This window comes from Enterococcus pernyi (assembly GCF_045371165.1).
GTDB lineage: Bacteria > Bacillota > Bacilli > Lactobacillales > Enterococcaceae > Enterococcus_B > Enterococcus_B pernyi.
In genome coordinates, this window is sequence record NZ_JBIQDM010000006.1 from 115,638 (window position 1) to 131,512 (window position 15,875).

The 15,875-nt window shown below is 37.7% G+C and carries 13 protein-coding genes; 10 read left to right on the top strand and 3 right to left on the bottom strand.

Translation table 11 applies throughout. From position 1 onward, the window contains the following. The first annotated feature begins 391 nt into the window (after positions 1–391). Positions 392–2,155, top strand: coding sequence for a carbohydrate-binding protein (locus tag ACH0AK_RS09015; protein WP_499796858.1), 1,764 nt, complete (start codon positions 392–394; stop codon positions 2,153–2,155). 113 nt (positions 2,156–2,268) lie between these two features. Here the strand turns inward: ACH0AK_RS09015 and ACH0AK_RS09020 are convergent, their stop codons facing one another. Then, complete coding sequence (locus ACH0AK_RS09020) at positions 2,269–2,751, bottom strand: TspO/MBR family protein (RefSeq protein WP_010735901.1); 483 nt, start codon at positions 2,749–2,751, stop codon at positions 2,269–2,271. A 365-nt stretch (positions 2,752–3,116) separates the two neighbouring features. Here ACH0AK_RS09020 and ACH0AK_RS09025 point away from each other — a divergent pair, with 365 nt between their 5' ends. The 3 genes from ACH0AK_RS09025 to ACH0AK_RS09035 all read left to right on the top strand — a co-directional run bounded on the left by ACH0AK_RS09025 (position 3,117) and on the right by ACH0AK_RS09035 (position 6,542). Next, on the top strand, positions 3,117–4,667 hold the full coding sequence (locus tag ACH0AK_RS09025; RefSeq protein ID WP_499796859.1) for a fibronectin type III domain-containing protein: 1,551 nt from the start codon (positions 3,117–3,119) through the stop codon (positions 4,665–4,667). Between the two features lie 365 nt (positions 4,668–5,032). After that, entirely contained in the window at positions 5,033–5,611 is a 579-nt protein-coding gene (locus ACH0AK_RS09030) for a lytic polysaccharide monooxygenase (protein WP_010735899.1), read from the top strand. A 214-nt stretch (positions 5,612–5,825) separates the two neighbouring features. Continuing rightward, on the top strand, positions 5,826–6,542 hold the full coding sequence (locus ACH0AK_RS09035) for a YcjF family protein (RefSeq protein ID WP_226076829.1): 717 nt from the start codon (positions 5,826–5,828) through the stop codon (positions 6,540–6,542). A gap of 115 nt (positions 6,543–6,657) precedes the next feature. On the opposite strand, the gene rlmD is transcribed toward ACH0AK_RS09035, so the two are convergent. Then, positions 6,658–8,034, bottom strand: coding sequence for a 23S rRNA (uracil(1939)-C(5))-methyltransferase RlmD (gene rlmD / locus ACH0AK_RS09040; protein WP_499796860.1), 1,377 nt, complete (start codon positions 8,032–8,034; stop codon positions 6,658–6,660). Between the two features lie 105 nt (positions 8,035–8,139). On the opposite strand from rlmD, the gene recX reads away from it, so the two are divergent. The 3 genes from recX to ntdP all read left to right on the top strand — a co-directional run bounded on the left by recX (position 8,140) and on the right by ntdP (position 10,743). Beyond that, complete coding sequence (gene recX / locus ACH0AK_RS09045; protein WP_010735895.1) at positions 8,140–8,940, top strand: recombination regulator RecX; 801 nt, start codon at positions 8,140–8,142, stop codon at positions 8,938–8,940. Further along, entirely contained in the window at positions 8,933–10,117 is a 1,185-nt protein-coding gene (mutY, locus tag ACH0AK_RS09050) for an A/G-specific adenine glycosylase (RefSeq protein WP_010735894.1), read from the top strand. The genes recX and mutY overlap by 8 nt, the downstream gene beginning before the upstream one ends. A gap of 92 nt (positions 10,118–10,209) precedes the next feature. Further along, on the top strand, positions 10,210–10,743 hold the full coding sequence (ntdP, locus tag ACH0AK_RS09055; protein WP_010735893.1) for a nucleoside tri-diphosphate phosphatase: 534 nt from the start codon (positions 10,210–10,212) through the stop codon (positions 10,741–10,743). A gap of 60 nt (positions 10,744–10,803) precedes the next feature. Here ntdP and ACH0AK_RS09060 read toward each other — a convergent pair whose 3' ends face one another. Beyond that, positions 10,804–11,238, bottom strand: a complete 435-nt coding sequence (locus tag ACH0AK_RS09060) for a GNAT family N-acetyltransferase (protein ID WP_023519399.1) — start codon at positions 11,236–11,238, stop codon at positions 10,804–10,806. A gap of 135 nt (positions 11,239–11,373) precedes the next feature. On the opposite strand from ACH0AK_RS09060, the gene ACH0AK_RS09065 reads away from it, so the two are divergent. The 3 genes from ACH0AK_RS09065 (at position 11,374) to ACH0AK_RS09075 (ending at position 15,827) form a co-directional block, all read left to right on the top strand. After that, complete coding sequence (locus ACH0AK_RS09065; RefSeq protein ID WP_023519400.1) at positions 11,374–12,498, top strand: AI-2E family transporter; 1,125 nt, start codon at positions 11,374–11,376, stop codon at positions 12,496–12,498. 126 nt (positions 12,499–12,624) lie between these two features. After that, positions 12,625–14,001: a hemolysin family protein gene (locus ACH0AK_RS09070; protein WP_010735890.1), complete on the top strand. Its 1,377-nt coding sequence runs from the start codon at positions 12,625–12,627 to the stop codon at positions 13,999–14,001. A gap of 245 nt (positions 14,002–14,246) precedes the next feature. Continuing rightward, positions 14,247–15,827, top strand: coding sequence for a peptide chain release factor 3 (locus tag ACH0AK_RS09075; RefSeq protein ID WP_010735889.1), 1,581 nt, complete (start codon positions 14,247–14,249; stop codon positions 15,825–15,827). Positions 15,828–15,875 lie beyond the last annotated feature (48 nt).

Consider the following 15,875-nt stretch of genomic DNA (forward strand, 5'->3'; position numbering starts at 1 on the left):
TTTGTTCTTATGATTTAAACAATAAATAAAACGAGTAGATATCGAAATTTAAGGATACATCCTTAAATTTCGATATTTTTTTAGTTTTTTAAGTTATGTTATTTTTATTTTTTTTAAGTGTTTTTCTTATAACGGAAAATAATTTAAAATGATAGATAGATTTTATTTGATTACAGAAATGTCTTGAAAATGTTTGTTTATCAGATTTTTTTACGTTAATTTATTCAAAACAGAGTAGTTTTATATATTTTTATTTTTATACTCAAAATTAAAAAACGCTAATTCTTATTTAAAAATGTTATATTTTTAGTTTTTATTTGTTATGATATCGTTGTGCAAGAGGGAAATACATAGCACGAGATAAAATTGTTGATGGGGGATATACATACTAATGAAAAGAAATGTTCGTGTAAAGAAATTATTGGCTGGCGCTGCATTATGCAGTCTGCTAGTCGCACCATTGTTTTTGAATGAACAACAAAGTGCAGCAACAGAACAAACAATCAAAACAACACCTGATTTTGGTGTAGGTCAAGGTATTGAATGGCCAGAACAAGTCGTTGCACCATTTGTTGATATGACAGCTTATACATCAGGTACAGAGTTGTCGAATAATGGCGCGTTGAATCTAGCGGCAATTGCAAAGGAAACTGGGCAAAAATTCTTTAATTTAGGATTCATGCAAGCGAAAGGAATCAAAGATGGTAAGATCGATTGGGCATGGGGCGGATTTGCCGGATTGAGTGAGAATGACAGTGATCAATGGCAATATGAAGGTATCAAAAAAACGATCCGTGAATTAAGAGTGGTTGGTGGAGATGCTGCTGTTTCATTTGGTGGACTGAACACAGGTGCTTTCTGGGAAGTCAGCCATGATGAAGATATGCTTTATGATGCTTATATGGAAGTGGTTCAAGAATATGGCTTTACTCGTGTAGATTTTGACGTGGAAGCAGGGGCGATGGGCTATACAGAAAACTTACTCAATGCGAAAGCAGTCAAACGACTACAAGATACTACAGGAGTACAAGTAACGTTGACATTACCTGTTATGCCGACTGGTTTGATTTCGACTGGACTATCCGTATTGCAAGCTTATTTAGAAGCAGGTGTCGATTTGACCAATGTCAATATTATGACGATGTGTTATGGTCCGAGCGTCATTGATTATGCACAAGGATCATTAGATGCGGTCGACAATACAATGGTCCAATTGAAGAATCATTATCGCCAATATGCTGGTATCACTTTGACTGATGAAGAAGCGTATGCAAAATTAGGTACAACTCCTTCGATTGGTTTTGAGAACGAACAACATCCGTACTTCACGACAGAAATGTTCAATCAAGTTGTCGAACATGCAAGAGAACGTAAAATTGGTATGGTTTCTTATTGGTCGATGAACCGTGATGCAAAAACAGATGGTGGACAAGGACAAATAAAGAACCAATTTGAATTCTTAAAAGTGAGTGAAGCATTTGCTGAAGGTAATGAGGGCGGCGGAAGCGAAACTCCGGAAGATAAAGAAAAACCGTCTGTTCCGACAAATCTTTCTGTTGGGGACATTACAAAAAATAGTGCGCATATCAACTGGACGGCGGCGACTGACAATGACCGTGTGGCAAAATATAACGTGAGATTAGTAGGGAATGGACAAACGATCAATGTTACGACTACTTCTCTTTCATACGCGTTTGCAAACTTAAAAGCCGATACAGAATATATGGTAGAAATCAATGCAGAAGATCGTTCTGGAAATATTTCGGATACGGCAAAAGTTGCATTCACAACTTTAGCGGATGTAGTAGATCCAGAGGAGCCGGGAGAACCTGGTGAACCAGGGGAGGCACCTGCATGGGAGGCGACAAAGGTTTATTTAGGTGGAGAAGTTGTATCTTATAAAGGTGCTTTATATCGCGCTAAGCATTGGACGCAAAACAATGTACCGAGCGAGTCAGGCCAATATGGTCCTTGGGAATTGATTTCAGGAACGTCAGAAGGTGGCGATGAGATCGCCGCGTGGGAAGCGAATAAAGTTTATGTACAAGGAAATCGAGTGATGTATAATGGGATCGTTTATGAAGCGCAATATTGGACACAAAACAACAAGCCAAGCGAAGCTGGATTGTACGGTCCTTGGAAACAGGTTGGATAAAACATTCGAATAATAGAATCATATAAAAAAGCTACGTGAGCGATCACGTAGCTTTTTTAAATCATTGTTGTGTGATTCATTCTAGTACGTTGTTATTAGTTAAAACCTATCGATTAATTCAAAATAAAAATCGCGTAATTCAAGATAGATGCAAAAAATACCCATAAATAGTAAGGAATCGTCAACCACATTGCTGTGCGATTGTGCAGCCATAAATGATAGACCAAAGCTGTTAAGAAAATCATTAATAAAGTGATATCGATTGCTGAAATCAAAGTATTTCCAAGGTTGAAGAATAAAGCTGACCATAAAAGGTTGAAGATGAATTGAATAGTAAAGAGCCACAGTAGTTTAGAGCGGTGTTTTTGATTTTGTGTATTTAGAATAAAGTACAAAGAAATGCCTATTAAAATGTAGAGGACCGTCCACATAGGACCAAAAATCCAACTAGGTGGTGCAAAAGCTGGGAGTTGTAACGAGTAATAATATTTTCCTGGATTGCCGCTAAGAATGCCAGATAAAAATCCCAAAGCAACGATTCCGATAATGCAAACCCACAAACGATAATCTTTTAATCGATTGATAGTGTATACCATAACAAAAACTCCTTTCTTTAGACAGTTTAACATAATTATTTATAACAGCACCTATTTATGGCTTGTGATTTATTAAGTTATTTTAAAAAATGTTGATATAGCGTACATATTGACCGAAATAAATTAGTGACGAGGTGATTAAATCGGTGATAAAAGCTTTTTTAGGTTGATTTTTAAACGTTGTTGCAATACCGAACATTTTTGTTTTTACTTTTTTATTTAACTATAAAACGGAGATAAAACGATTAAATAACCTTAATTTCTTTTTTGTTTTCGTTATATTATTTTGAGTTATCTGATATTATAAAATTTGTAATCGATTACGAACAAGGAAATGAATTAGTTGAATGGGGAGAGTTTGGAAAATGAAGAAAAAAAGTGTAAAAAGATTATTAGCTGGAGCAGCATTGTGTAGCTTATTAGTTGCACCGTTGTTTTTAAATGAAGAGCAAGGAGCGGCAACAGTGCAAACAGTTCGCGCAACACCTGATTTTGGTGTAGGTCAAGGAATCGAGTGGCCAGAACAAGTCGTAGCGCCATTCGTAGATATCACGGCGTATACTTCAGATGAAGTGCTGTCAAATAAAGGTGCCTTGAATATGGCAGCAATTGCTAGAGAAACAGGTCAGCGTTTCTTTAATCTAGGGTTTATGCAAGCTAGAGGGATCAAAAATGGGAAACTTGATTGGGCTTGGGGAAGCTTCAATGGATTGAGTGAAAGTGATAGTGACCAATGGCAATATGAAGGAATCAAGCAATCGATCCGTGAGTTAAGAGAAGTAGGCGGAGATGCAGCTGTGTCATTTGGCGGATTAAATTCTGGTGCCTTCTGGGAAGTAACGCAAGATGAAGATATGCTTTATGATGCTTACATGGAAGTTATCCAAGGTTATGGTTTTACACGTATTGACTTTGACGTAGAAGCTGCTGCTATGGGGTACCACGAAAATTTAGCAAATGCGAAAGCAGTAAAACGATTACAAGATGCAACTGGGGTTGACGTGACGTTGACATTACCAGTTATGCCTACAGGATTGATCTCAACAGGATTATCTGTCTTGCAAGCTTATTTAGAAGCGGGTGTTGACTTAACTAACGTGAATATCATGACGATGTGTTATGGATCAAGTGTTACAGACTATGCGCAAGGTTCGTTAGATGCGGTAGACAATACAATGGTCCAATTGAAAAATCACTACAAACAATACGCTGGTAAAACATTAACGGATGAGCAAGCTTATGCAAAATTAGGTACGACTCCTTCTGTAGGATTTGAAAATGAACAACATCCTTACTTTACAACAGATATGTTCAACTTAGTTGTACAACATGCCAAAGAACGCAAAATCGGTATGGTCTCATACTGGTCAATGAATCGTGATGCCAGAGTAGATGGCGGACAAGGGCAAGTGAAAAATCAATATGAATTCTTAACTGTGGGTCAAAGATTTACAGATGGTTCTGAGATGCCTGAAGATACACAAAATCCATCAACACCGACAAATGTAGGTTCAGATTTCATTACGACACAGCGTGCGCGTATCAATTGGACAACATCAACGGATAATGACCGCATTGCTCGTTATAACCTTAAATTAACTGGTGCAGGCGAAACAGTATCAGCGACAACAATGGCTGTTTCTCATACCTTTGAAAACTTGAAGAGCAATACGACTTACACAGTTGAAGTGATTGCAGAAGACCGTTCTGGAAATGTTTCGGATGCAGCAACTTATACTTTTACTACGCTTGAAGAATCAGAATCTACTCTGCCCGCTTGGGACCCTGCAACAGTTTACTTAGGTGGAGAGCGTGTTACATATGAAGGGCTGATCTATGAAGCGAGACATTGGACACAAAACGATATTCCAAGTGAATCTGGTCCTTATGGTCCATGGAGACTTGTGACTGAATAATCCGGCGATTTCTTATTACTCCATAGATAAAATGATAAATCGTAAAAATTATTAATAACTTGTATTGTAAAATGATATTTAAGTTATTATTTATATAGATGTGTAAAAGAAGAGAGTCTTAAATAAGCTCTCTTCTTTTTGTTGGAAAAACAATATGTATATTGAAACATTAAGAAAATATTAAGTGTACAATAGAAACATTTAGGTGATTAACTATCCTTATTGCTAGTTAAATCCTATTAAATCAATCTTTTTATTAGATGTTTTAAAATTAGCTTATCTGCAATAAAGTTATAAAAGCATAACGTTTGTTTTTATTTTAGAAAACGTTTACAATAAACCTATCAAATATAGGAGGTTCAGTTATGAAAAAGTTTAGTATTATGATGTTCGTAGGAATTGTTATGTTAGGTTTGTTTGGTTTTGGTACATCTGGTTATGCACATGGTTATGTAACATCTCCAGGGAGTCGTGCCTATTTCGGTACAGCAGCTGCAGGTAATTTGAATCAAAACGTTGGGCGCGCACAATGGGAACCACAAAGTATTGAAGCGCCTAAAAATACATTTATTGATGGAAAAATCGCAAGTGCAGGTGTTAGTGGGTTTGAACCATTAGATGAACAGACAGCAAATCGTTGGCATAAAAGTGTAATTAATGCTGGTCCTTTGAATATCACTTGGAACTTAACTGCACAACATCGTACAAGTACTTGGGATTACTATATTACAAAACCAGGTTGGAACCAAAATCAACCTTTGAAATTCAGCGATTTTGAATTGATTACAAAAATCGATGATAAAGCAACAGTTCCGCCAAAAACAGTAAATCAAACAATTACTGTTCCTCAAGATAGAAAAGGCTACAACGTGATTTTAGCTGTTTGGAATATTTCAGATACAACAAATGCGTTCTATCAAGTAATTGATGTCAATGTTCAATAGAAAAACCTTGAAGAGAAACCTTTTTAACTGATCATATAAAGAACACCTATGAAGTGACTCTCATTTTCACTTCATGGGTGTTTATTTGTATGTTCGAACCATTTAAAATCAATAGGACGAGGTTCGATGATGATCCCATTTTTTGGCGAACTTCAGGTTGTATTGTATGATAGAAATAAGGATACCAAAAGGGAAGGGTTACGGAGGAAATCAAATGAAAAAATTTTTACGGAAAAAAAAGAAAAACAAAGAATCGATTGAAGATACTGTAATCGAAAACGAAGAAACAAAAGTAGAAGAAACATTGGAGCAAACACCTGAGGAACAAAAGGAATTTGCTTCCTTTTTCGCTGAAACAATGAAAAGACTTCCTAAAAAAACAACCGCAGCTATTTTACGAAATTTTGATTCGTCAAAAAGCAAAGCGGAACAAACATTAGCAAAGAGTAAAACACAATTCGATCGTTTATTTGAAGAATTCTTAAAAGGGGTAGATGAACCCTTACGTAGAAAATGCCATGCAACGATTCATGCGGCCTCTTTGACAGCGGCGATCATCGGTTGTTCACCGATCCCTTTTTCAGATGCTTTTTTACTTGTACCAGTTCAGCTAACGATGATGGGACGTCTCCACAAGTTATTTGGACAATCATGGTCTGAATCATTAGGTAAAAGTGTCTCAAAAGAGTTGATCGTTGTTAGTTTAGGTAGAAGTGCAGTAGGGAATATCATTAAGATCATTCCGGCAGTAGGTACAGTGGCTGGTGCAGCGATCAACGCAACAGTCGCTAGTACGATCACCGAATCATTAGGCTGGATCACAGTAAAAATGTTGAATGATGGCGAAGATATTTTTGATGATGTCATGTCTTTCAAAGGGCAAGTTCAAACACTTTTTACTTTATTGAAACGAAAAAAACAAATGAAATAAGGTTTAATCAGAAATAATCGGATAAAAAAATAAGCATTGACCTCGGAAATAGTTTTGACTATTAAGTAAAGGAAAATGCTTATTTTTTATAAGGATTCTGGCTGGCGCTATTGAATTATTTTTTTGTTAATTTCACGACGACTTCACAACGTGCTGTCTGAGGGAACATGTCGACAGACTGTAGATACTCGACGTGAAATACTTTCGCTAATTGGACGAGGTCCCTTGCTAAAGTCGAAACATTGCAAGAAATATAAACTAATTTTTGCGGTGGGTTTTTTAAAATTGCTTGGATCAACTGCTCATCCAAACCAGTACGTGGCGGATCAACAATGATCCCATCCGGACGAAAGCCTTTATTCAACCACTTTGGTAATAGCTCTTCTGCCGTACCCACTTCATAACGAGTATTCTCATAGCCTAATCGTTGTGCGTTTTTCTGTGCATCTGAAATGGCTTGGGGGATGGTATCCATTCCGCGTACTTCTTTTGCTTTGTTTGCCACACTCAAACCAATTGTCCCAACACCACAATAAGCATCTACGATCGTTTCTTCTGGTTGGATGGCTAAAGCTTTGATTCCCTCACCGTATAAGACTTCTGTTTGTTGAGGATTCAACTGGAAAAAGGCACGAGGTGAAAGATCAAAAGTTACTTCATTGATCCGTTCCTCAATGGCTTCTTTTCCCCAAAGGTGTTTTGTTTCGTCACCCATCACGAGGGAGGTTTTTAAAGGTTGCACGTTTTGCATGATCGAAACGACTTCAGGGAGTTGCTGATTGATCTCACAAATCAGGGCATTTTTTTGTGGGAATTTTTGACTCCTGGTGATAAAGACAACTTGTAGCTCACCTGTCTGTATACCCACTCGAACCATGATCGTGCGGAAAATTCCGCTATCCGCACGTTCATCATAAATCGGTAAATCATATTTATTCAATAAATCGACGACTGTATTCATCACTTTTTGTGTCGCAGGCTCTTGCACTAAACAATCAGTAATTGCCACTAAGTCATGAGAATTGGCTTGATAGAGTCCAGCTTCGATTTTGTCTGTCTGTTTATTTTTTCTCAATTGAAATTGCGCTTTGTTCCGGTAACGCCATGGATCCTCCATTCCAATCGTTGGTAAAAGTGGATACTCACGATAACCGGCGGGTTTGAATTTTTCTAAAGCCTGCAAAAGCAAATCTTTTTTGAAATCGAGTTGTGCATGGTACGCTAAATGTTGCAATTGGCAACCACCACATTCATAGTAGACTGGACATGGAGCAGTCACACGGTCACTACTTGTTTTTTTGACTTTAACGAGTTGTCCTTCGGCATAGCGAGGGGTCGCTTTGGTGATCTTCACTAGGACTTCTTCTTTAGGAAGGGCATACGGAACAAAGACGATCATGCGTTTAAAGTAGCCGATTCCTTCTCCGTTGATCCCTAAACGTTTGATTTTTAATGTGATCGTTTGGCCGTTTTTAACAATTGCTTCTGGCATAGGTATCTCCCTTTTTATCATTATGTGGCTATATTTTAACATATTATAGCGAAAGTTGGGGATTTTCTATGTTATGATAGGAATATATGTTCGAGGAGGGATAGTTTGCTTTCTATTGCAAGAATCAGTAAAGGCAAGGGGCCTTTTTATCAGATCGATCTATCAGATGGCGAAACACTACAAGTATCAGAAGATATTTTAGTACGCTATCGTTTATTAAAAGGACAAGAATTGACAGAAGATAAATTAGCTGAAATCAAAAAAAGTACAGGTTATGATTTTGGTTTACAACAAGCATTAAATTATTTGAGTTACCAATTACGAACGGAAAAAGAAATTCGGATCTATTTAAAAGATAAAGAGATCGGACAAGAAGACCGTCATAAAATCGTTGAAAAACTAAAAGAATTAGGTCTTGTTGACGATTTGACGTTTGGTGAAAGTTACGTCCGAACGAATATGCGTTTGAGTGACAAGGGACCAAAAAAATTAGCACAACAAATGCAACAAAAAGGGCTATCACCAGAAGTGATCGAGCAGTCTTTAAGCCAGTACCCATTTGAAGAGCAAGTAGAAAATGCACGGCAAACAGCGGAAAAGACTTACGAAAAAAATCGTGCCAAAAGTCAAAAGGATCTATTACGGAATATCCAACAGAAATTGATGACAAAAGGATTTACCAATGATGTGATCCAAGAAGCGATGCAAACCTTACCTCAAGAAACTGATCCAGAAGTTGAATATGAGCTTTTAGTACAACAAGGAGAGAAGATCTGGCGTAAGAATAGTCGCTTTGAACCTCAAAAGAGAAAGATGAAAGTAAAACAGAGTCTCTATCAAAAAGGCTTTGATTTTGAGATGATCCAGCGCTTTATTTTAGAAAAGGAAGAAGAAGCAAGTGAGTAGAGAATGGGAAAACTGGTCCTTAGAAAAAACAAAAGAATTTCAAGAACGTTTTATTGAATGGTATGAGCTTGAAAAGAGAAATCTCCCTTGGCGTTACAATCAAGACCCTTATCGTATTTGGATATCAGAAATCATGTTGCAACAAACCAGAGTCGATACAGTCATTGATTATTTTTATCGCTTTATGGAGTGGTTCCCAACCATCGAAGCGTTGGCGCAAGCACCCGAAGAAAAACTGTTGAAAGCTTGGGAAGGCTTAGGTTACTACTCACGGGCCAGAAATATTCAAGCTGCTGCAAAACAAATCATGGAAGATTTTGACGGAAAGATGCCACGAACACCGGAAGAAATCAGTACATTAAAAGGGATCGGTCCTTATACGACAGGGGCAATCGCAAGTATTGCTTTTGGGCTACCTGAACCAGCGATCGATGGAAATGTCATGCGTGTGGTTAGTCGGCTGTTCTGTATTGAAGAAGATATTGCGAAAGCATCGAGTCGCAAAGTGTTTGATCAAGCCATGCGGAAAATCATTGACGAAGAGCATCCGGGTGAGTTCAATCAAGCATTGATGGATCTTGGCTCAGCAATCTGCACGCCGACCTCGCCTAAATGTGAGGAATGCCCAATCCAAGCATTTTGTTTAGCAAAAGAAAAAGGGATCCAAACCGCCTATCCTGTCAAAACAAAAAAAGCAAAGCCGCGAGATGTTTATTATGTTTGTGCAGCGATTGAAAACGCAGAAGGTGCATTTTATTTTGAACAACGAGATCAACAAAAATTACTGGCTGATATGTGGACATTTCCGATGGTAGAAGTAACGAAAGAGGTATACGAAAAACTAGAAGCAGACTGGCAACCTAAGAACGAAATCAGTTTGTTCGATGAGGTTTTAGTCGCTGAAGAAGGTGCTTCAGTATTGCCTTTTGCTCATGCGGACAAAATCGTATGGCAAAAAAGGCATCTAGGGGAAGTGACGCATATCTTCAGTCATTTGAAATGGCATGTTTTATTGTTTTATGGTCGGTTGCCTAAGACTGAAAAAGACCTATCTGAGACTGGCAAACAGACGCAGTGGCTGATACCAGAAGCATTTGAACAAGTGGTTTTCCCAAAAGTACAAATGAAGCTAGTCGAGCAGTTGGATAAAAATCGAAACAATAGTAATCCTTTCTAGGCAAAGATGATTTTTATTGCTATAATAATTACGATGTCGGTGTAATGAACACCCCAACACAAAGCACAAAATGTTGCTAAGGAAGGATTGCGATGGGAGTTCCAAAAGAAGGAGAGTTTGTAACGATCCAAAGTTATAAACACGACGGCAAATTGCATCGAACGTGGCGCGATACCATGGTATTGAAAACAAGCGAACATTCAATGATCGGTGTCAATGATCATACTCTTGTAACAGAGTCTGATGGACGACGTTGGGTGACGCGAGAACCAGCGATTGTATACTTTCACAAAAAATACTGGTTCAATGTAATAGCAATGATCAGAGAAAAGGGGGTTTCCTATTATTGTAATCTGGCTTCACCTTTTTTATTAGATGATGAAGCATTAAAATATATTGATTATGACTTAGATATCAAGGTTTTTCCTGATGGCGAGAAGCGCTTGTTAGATGTCGATGAATATGAAATGCACAGTCAAATGATGAATTATCCAAGTGATATTGACTTCATTTTAAAAGAAAACGTGAAGATTTTGGTTGACTGGATCAATAATGGAGATGGCCCATTCTCAGAAGGCTATATTGATATTTGGTATGACCGTTACAAGCAATTGTCGCAAAAGTAAACGAAAACAGTAAGTAAGTGAAGGAATCTTCATCTTGCTTACTGTTTTTACTTGGATGCTTCACAAGTTTTTTTTCATGTTGAGATGTTGGATGCCCGCATCTTCGAAGACTTCACCGTAGGCTTGATAATCAAGCTTCTCGTAAAAAGGAATAGCAGTCAGTTGAGCGCCTAATTTTATCGTATCAAATCCTTGTTTTTTAGCAAAAGCCTCTGCTTCTCTTAGCAAGACTTGCCCCAAACCTTGTTGACGGTATTCAGCAAGGATTGCCATACGTTGGACTTTTATCTGGCCATTTTCGAGTGGCAGTAAACGAACAGTACCTTGCGCCTCCTGTGCATCTGTATAAAGGACGAAATGGATACAATGCGCTTCATCCTGATCGATTTCTCTCTCAAAGGGAACACCTTGCTCGACAACGAAGACTTGGTTTCTGATACGTACAGCATCGAGATAGATCGGACTCATCGTATCTTTTGTATGAACTACTTTCATCAAATAGCCACCTTTCTTTTCAGTAGTATACTGTAAAGTGATCGGAATGGAAAGTGCATAAAATAAAATCAAAAATAACAGATTTTTTCAAAAGAATGTTATATACTATCATAAAAAAGGAAAGAAGTGAATTATTTGTTCGATAAGTTAAAACAATCAAAGTTGATGTTCTGGTCATTTGAATTGCTGATTTTAGCAACATTGATCTTAGTCTCCTCGAAAATCAGCTTTGTCTTCCAACCAATCGGGACATTCTTCTCCACATTATTTGCACCAGTTTTGATTGCTGGTTTTTTATATTATATTTTGAATCCAATCGTTGGATTATTGATGAAAACAAAAATGAAACGGATCTGGGCAGTAGCAATTGTACTGTTATTGTTAGTTGCCGCTCTGGTCTGGATCTTGTTAAGTGTCATCCCAAGTTTAGTCCAACAAATATCTTCCTTGGCCTCTAACACGCCGAACTTTATTCGCCAAGTAGAGACTTGGTTAGCAGAAGTTGCACAATGGTCCGTATTCAAAGATGTCGATATCAATAAATATTTTGAACAACTGGATATTTCATATGGCACGATCATCCAACAATTTCTGAGTGGCTTATCTAATAGCTTAGGTTCGATCGTTGGAACGATTGCTTCAGCGACCATCGTTATTATTACCGCGCCGTTTATCTTGTTTTACATGTTGAAAGATGGCGAAAAACTTGTACCGAACATCAAACGTTTCTTTCCAGAAAAACGAAGAGAACAAATCGTCGAGTTGTTAGGACAGTTGAATAAAACGTTAGCTAATTATATTAGTGGCCAAGCAATCGAATGCTTATTCGTTGGTACATTCACCTTTCTAGGTTACTTTGCTCTAGGCGTAGACTATGCCTTCCTTTTCGGAGTAATTGCTGGATTGACCAACCTCATTCCTTATTTAGGCCCATATTTAGGTTTAGCTCCTGCCTTTTTAGTGACAGTATTCAATGATCCATTCAAAGCATTGCTATGTTGTGTAGTCGTTTTGATCGTTCAGCAACTAGATGGAAATATCATTTATCCGAATGTCATTGGTAAATCATTGAAGATCCATCCACTAACGATCATTATCGTTTTACTTGTTGCGGGAAACATTGCCGGTTTACTAGGGATTTTTCTAGGTGTACCTTTTTATGCGATCTGCAAAACAATCATTTCTTATGTCGTCAAGATCGTAAAAGAAGATAAACAAAACGAGAACAAGAAAAAAATCGCGACGACTCTTGAATCTTAATGATCGAATGGCTATTTTTATTGCAAAGAAAATCGCTTTATGATACCATTTTAACGTGGCTACCTTTAGCCACGTTTTTTTCTTTAAAAAAATAAAAATTTAAATGAATAAGGAGAGAATGCGATTATGAATGCTGACCCTGAGAGTCAGTCGCTGTTAGCGCAAATTTTATTATTGATCATTTTGACATTGATCAATGCTTTTTTAGCAGCTTCCGAAATTGCAGTTGTATCGATCAATAAAAATCGGATCGAACAAAAAGCGGAAGAAGGAGATGTTAAATCTAAAAAGCTTTTAAAAATATTGCAGAACCCAAATAACTTCCTATCAACTATCCAAGTAGGAATCACTTTGGTCAATATTTTATCTGGTGCATCTTTAGCTAATACTTTATCCGTAAGATTAGCCCCACTACTAGGTGGCGGTGCCGCAGCAAGAAGTATTGCAAATATTATCGTACTGGCTATTTTGACCTATGTTTCGATTGTTTTTGGAGAATTATACCCGAAAAGGATCGCTTTGAATAAATCAGAAGAGGTAGCGAATTTTACCTCAGGTATGATCCGAATGATCGGTGTCGTAGCGAAACCTTTCGTGTGGCTGTTATCTGCATCTACCAGCTTGCTGGCACGGATAACACCAATGACTTTTGACGATGAAGATTCAAAGATGACCCGCGACGAAATGCGGTATATGCTTGAAAACGAAGGGGTATTGAACAACGAAGAGTTGGAAATGCTTCAAGGTGTCTTTTCCTTAGACACAAAAGTTGCAAGGGAAGTAATGGTTCCTCGAACAGATGCTTTTATGATCGACATTAATGACTCCATTGAAGAAAATGTCAACGAAGTACTATCGGAGAATTACTCAAGGATTCCTGTTTATAATGAAGACAAAGATAAAGTTGTCGGAATCCTTCATACGAAAAATTTATTAAAAGCTGCCCATAAATTTGGGTTCGAAAACTTAGAGATCAAAAAAATCATGCAGGAACCACTTTTTGTTCCAGAAACGATTTTTATTGATGATCTATTGTATGAAATGAAAAAAACACAAAACCAAATGGCGATCCTATTAGATGAATATGGCGGAGTCGTAGGTTTAGTGACCTTGGAAGATCTACTTGAAGAAATCGTTGGAGAAATCGATGATGAATCAGATGAAGTAGAAAATCTCTACGAACAAGTCGGTGACTATGAATACATCATTCAAGGTCGAATGCTGATCGATGAATTCAATGAGGCGTTTGAAAGTAATCTCCACATGAGTGATGTGGATACGATGGCCGGCTACTTGATCACAGCTTTAGGCATGATTCCCGATGAAGGAGAAAAACTTTCATTTGATGTTGAAAACATTACCTTGATTTCTGAAGAAATGGAAGGTTCTAGAGTACTCAAAATTCGTGTGATCTTCCATGATCCAGAAGAAATAGAAGCTGAGCCTGAAGAAGAACGTCGCTATTTCAAAAAAGATTTTGAAGACGACGAACCACGAAGATAAAGCACCTTCGATGATCTTTTAACGAAACGAAGAGCGGATATATTACTTGCTTTCTGAAGTGATGTATCTGTTCTTTTTTTGGAGATATCAAATGAAAAGAAAAAGTAAAACTGTTTCGCTTACTTTTTCAAATTGAATATCCATGCTATACTATTTGAGTTGAAGAAAAGGATAGAGGAACTATCGAATAGTCGAAGGGGTTCTCTTTTATGAAGCAATAGACAAATGAAGAATGGAGTAAATTTATGAACAATCCAGAATTAAAACAGCAAGTGGACAATCGACGCACATTTGCGATCATTTCCCATCCGGATGCGGGAAAAACAACGATCACCGAACAACTGCTTTTATTCGGTGGTGCGATTCGCCAAGCAGGAACGGTCAAAGGAAAGAAAACAGGTAATTTTGCAAAATCTGACTGGATGGAAATCGAAAAACAACGTGGGATTTCTGTTACCAGTTCAGTGATGCAATTTGATTATCACGGAAAAAGAGTCAATATTCTAGACACCCCTGGGCATGAGGACTTTTCAGAAGATACGTATCGTACGTTGATGGCGGTCGATAGTGCGGTCATGGTCATCGATAGCGCAAAAGGGATTGAAGCGCAAACGAAAAAACTTTTCCAAGTAGTCAAAAGAAGAGGAATTCCTATTTTCACCTTCATCAATAAGTTGGACCGAGATGGTCGAGAACCGCTTGATCTATTAGAAGAATTAGAAGAGTTATTAGATATCGAATCTTGCCCAATGAATTGGCCGATCGGTATGGGGAAAGGATTGGAAGGATTATACGATATCCACCATAACCGAGTAGAATTTTATCGTCCTGAGAATTATCAAGATGAACGCTTGGCTCAATTAGATGAAGAGGGTCACTTACCGGAGGATCATCCACTAAGAAATAATTCATTGTACGAGCAAGTATTAGAAGAAGTAGAGCTGTTAAAAGAAGCCGGAGATTCCTTTAATGAAGAAAAAATTGCACGTGGGGAGCAGACGCCAGTATTTTTCGGTTCAGCTTTAACTAATTTTGGTGTTCAGACATTTTTAGAAACATTCGTTGATTTGGCGCCATCTCCTTATGGACATAAAACACGTGAAGAGCAAGTAGTCAGCCCGTATGAACAAGAGTTTTCTGGTTTTGTCTTTAAGATCCAAGCCAATATGAATCCAGCTCACCGAGATCGTATTGCATTTGTACGAATCTGTTCAGGTACATTTGAACGTGGAATGGACGTCTCATTAGAGCGGACGAACAAAAAATTGAAATTGAGTAATGTCACGCAGTTTATGGCAGATGCCAGAGAAAACGTTGAAAATGCTGTGGCAGGAGATATCATTGGTGTGTATGACACTGGAAATTATCAAATCGGTGACACATTATATGAAGGAAAACTAAAAGTAGCTTATGAAGAGTTACCTTCATTTACCCCTGAGCTTTTCATGAAAGTAACGGCTAAAAATGTGATGAAACAAAAATCATTCCACAAAGGAATCAATCAATTGGTACAAGAAGGTGCCATCCAATTATATAAAACCTATGTGACCGAAGAATACATCATCGGGGCAGTTGGACAATTGCAATTTGAAGTTTTCCAATATCGGATGTTGAACGAATACAATGCAGAAGTGATCATGTCGCCGATGGGGAACAAGATTGCCCGTTGGATCGAACCGGAAGATCTGGATGAGAAAATGAGTTCAAGCCGTAATATCTTAGCGAGAGATCGCTTTGATCAACCGCTATTCTTATTTGAGAATCAGTTTGCAGAGCGTTGGTTTGCTGACAAATATCCAAACGTAAAATTAAAAAGTTTGATGTAATCAGTGATTCCCATTAACTGTACAGTTGTTTCCTTTTAAAATAAAAAC

Excerpts from the sequence above, each read along its gene's own strand:
- rlmD (WP_499796860.1), bottom strand. The coding sequence starts at position 8,034 with ATGCCAGAAGCAATTGTTAAAAACGGCCAAACGATCACATTAAAAATC.
- ACH0AK_RS09075 (WP_010735889.1), top strand. The coding sequence starts at position 14,247 with ATGAACAATCCAGAATTAAAACAGCAAGTGGACAATCGACGCACATTT.
- ntdP (WP_010735893.1), top strand. The coding sequence starts at position 10,210 with ATGGGAGTTCCAAAAGAAGGAGAGTTTGTAACGATCCAAAGTTATAAA.
- ACH0AK_RS09015 (WP_499796858.1), top strand. The coding sequence starts at position 392 with ATGAAAAGAAATGTTCGTGTAAAGAAATTATTGGCTGGCGCTGCATTA.
- ACH0AK_RS09035 (WP_226076829.1), top strand. The coding sequence starts at position 5,826 with ATGAAAAAATTTTTACGGAAAAAAAAGAAAAACAAAGAATCGATTGAA.
- ACH0AK_RS09030 (WP_010735899.1), top strand. The coding sequence starts at position 5,033 with ATGAAAAAGTTTAGTATTATGATGTTCGTAGGAATTGTTATGTTAGGT.
- ACH0AK_RS09070 (WP_010735890.1), top strand. The coding sequence starts at position 12,625 with ATGAATGCTGACCCTGAGAGTCAGTCGCTGTTAGCGCAAATTTTATTA.
- ACH0AK_RS09020 (WP_010735901.1), bottom strand. The coding sequence starts at position 2,751 with ATGGTATACACTATCAATCGATTAAAAGATTATCGTTTGTGGGTTTGC.
- ACH0AK_RS09060 (WP_023519399.1), bottom strand. The coding sequence starts at position 11,238 with ATGAAAGTAGTTCATACAAAAGATACGATGAGTCCGATCTATCTCGAT.
- ACH0AK_RS09025 (WP_499796859.1), top strand. The coding sequence starts at position 3,117 with ATGAAGAAAAAAAGTGTAAAAAGATTATTAGCTGGAGCAGCATTGTGT.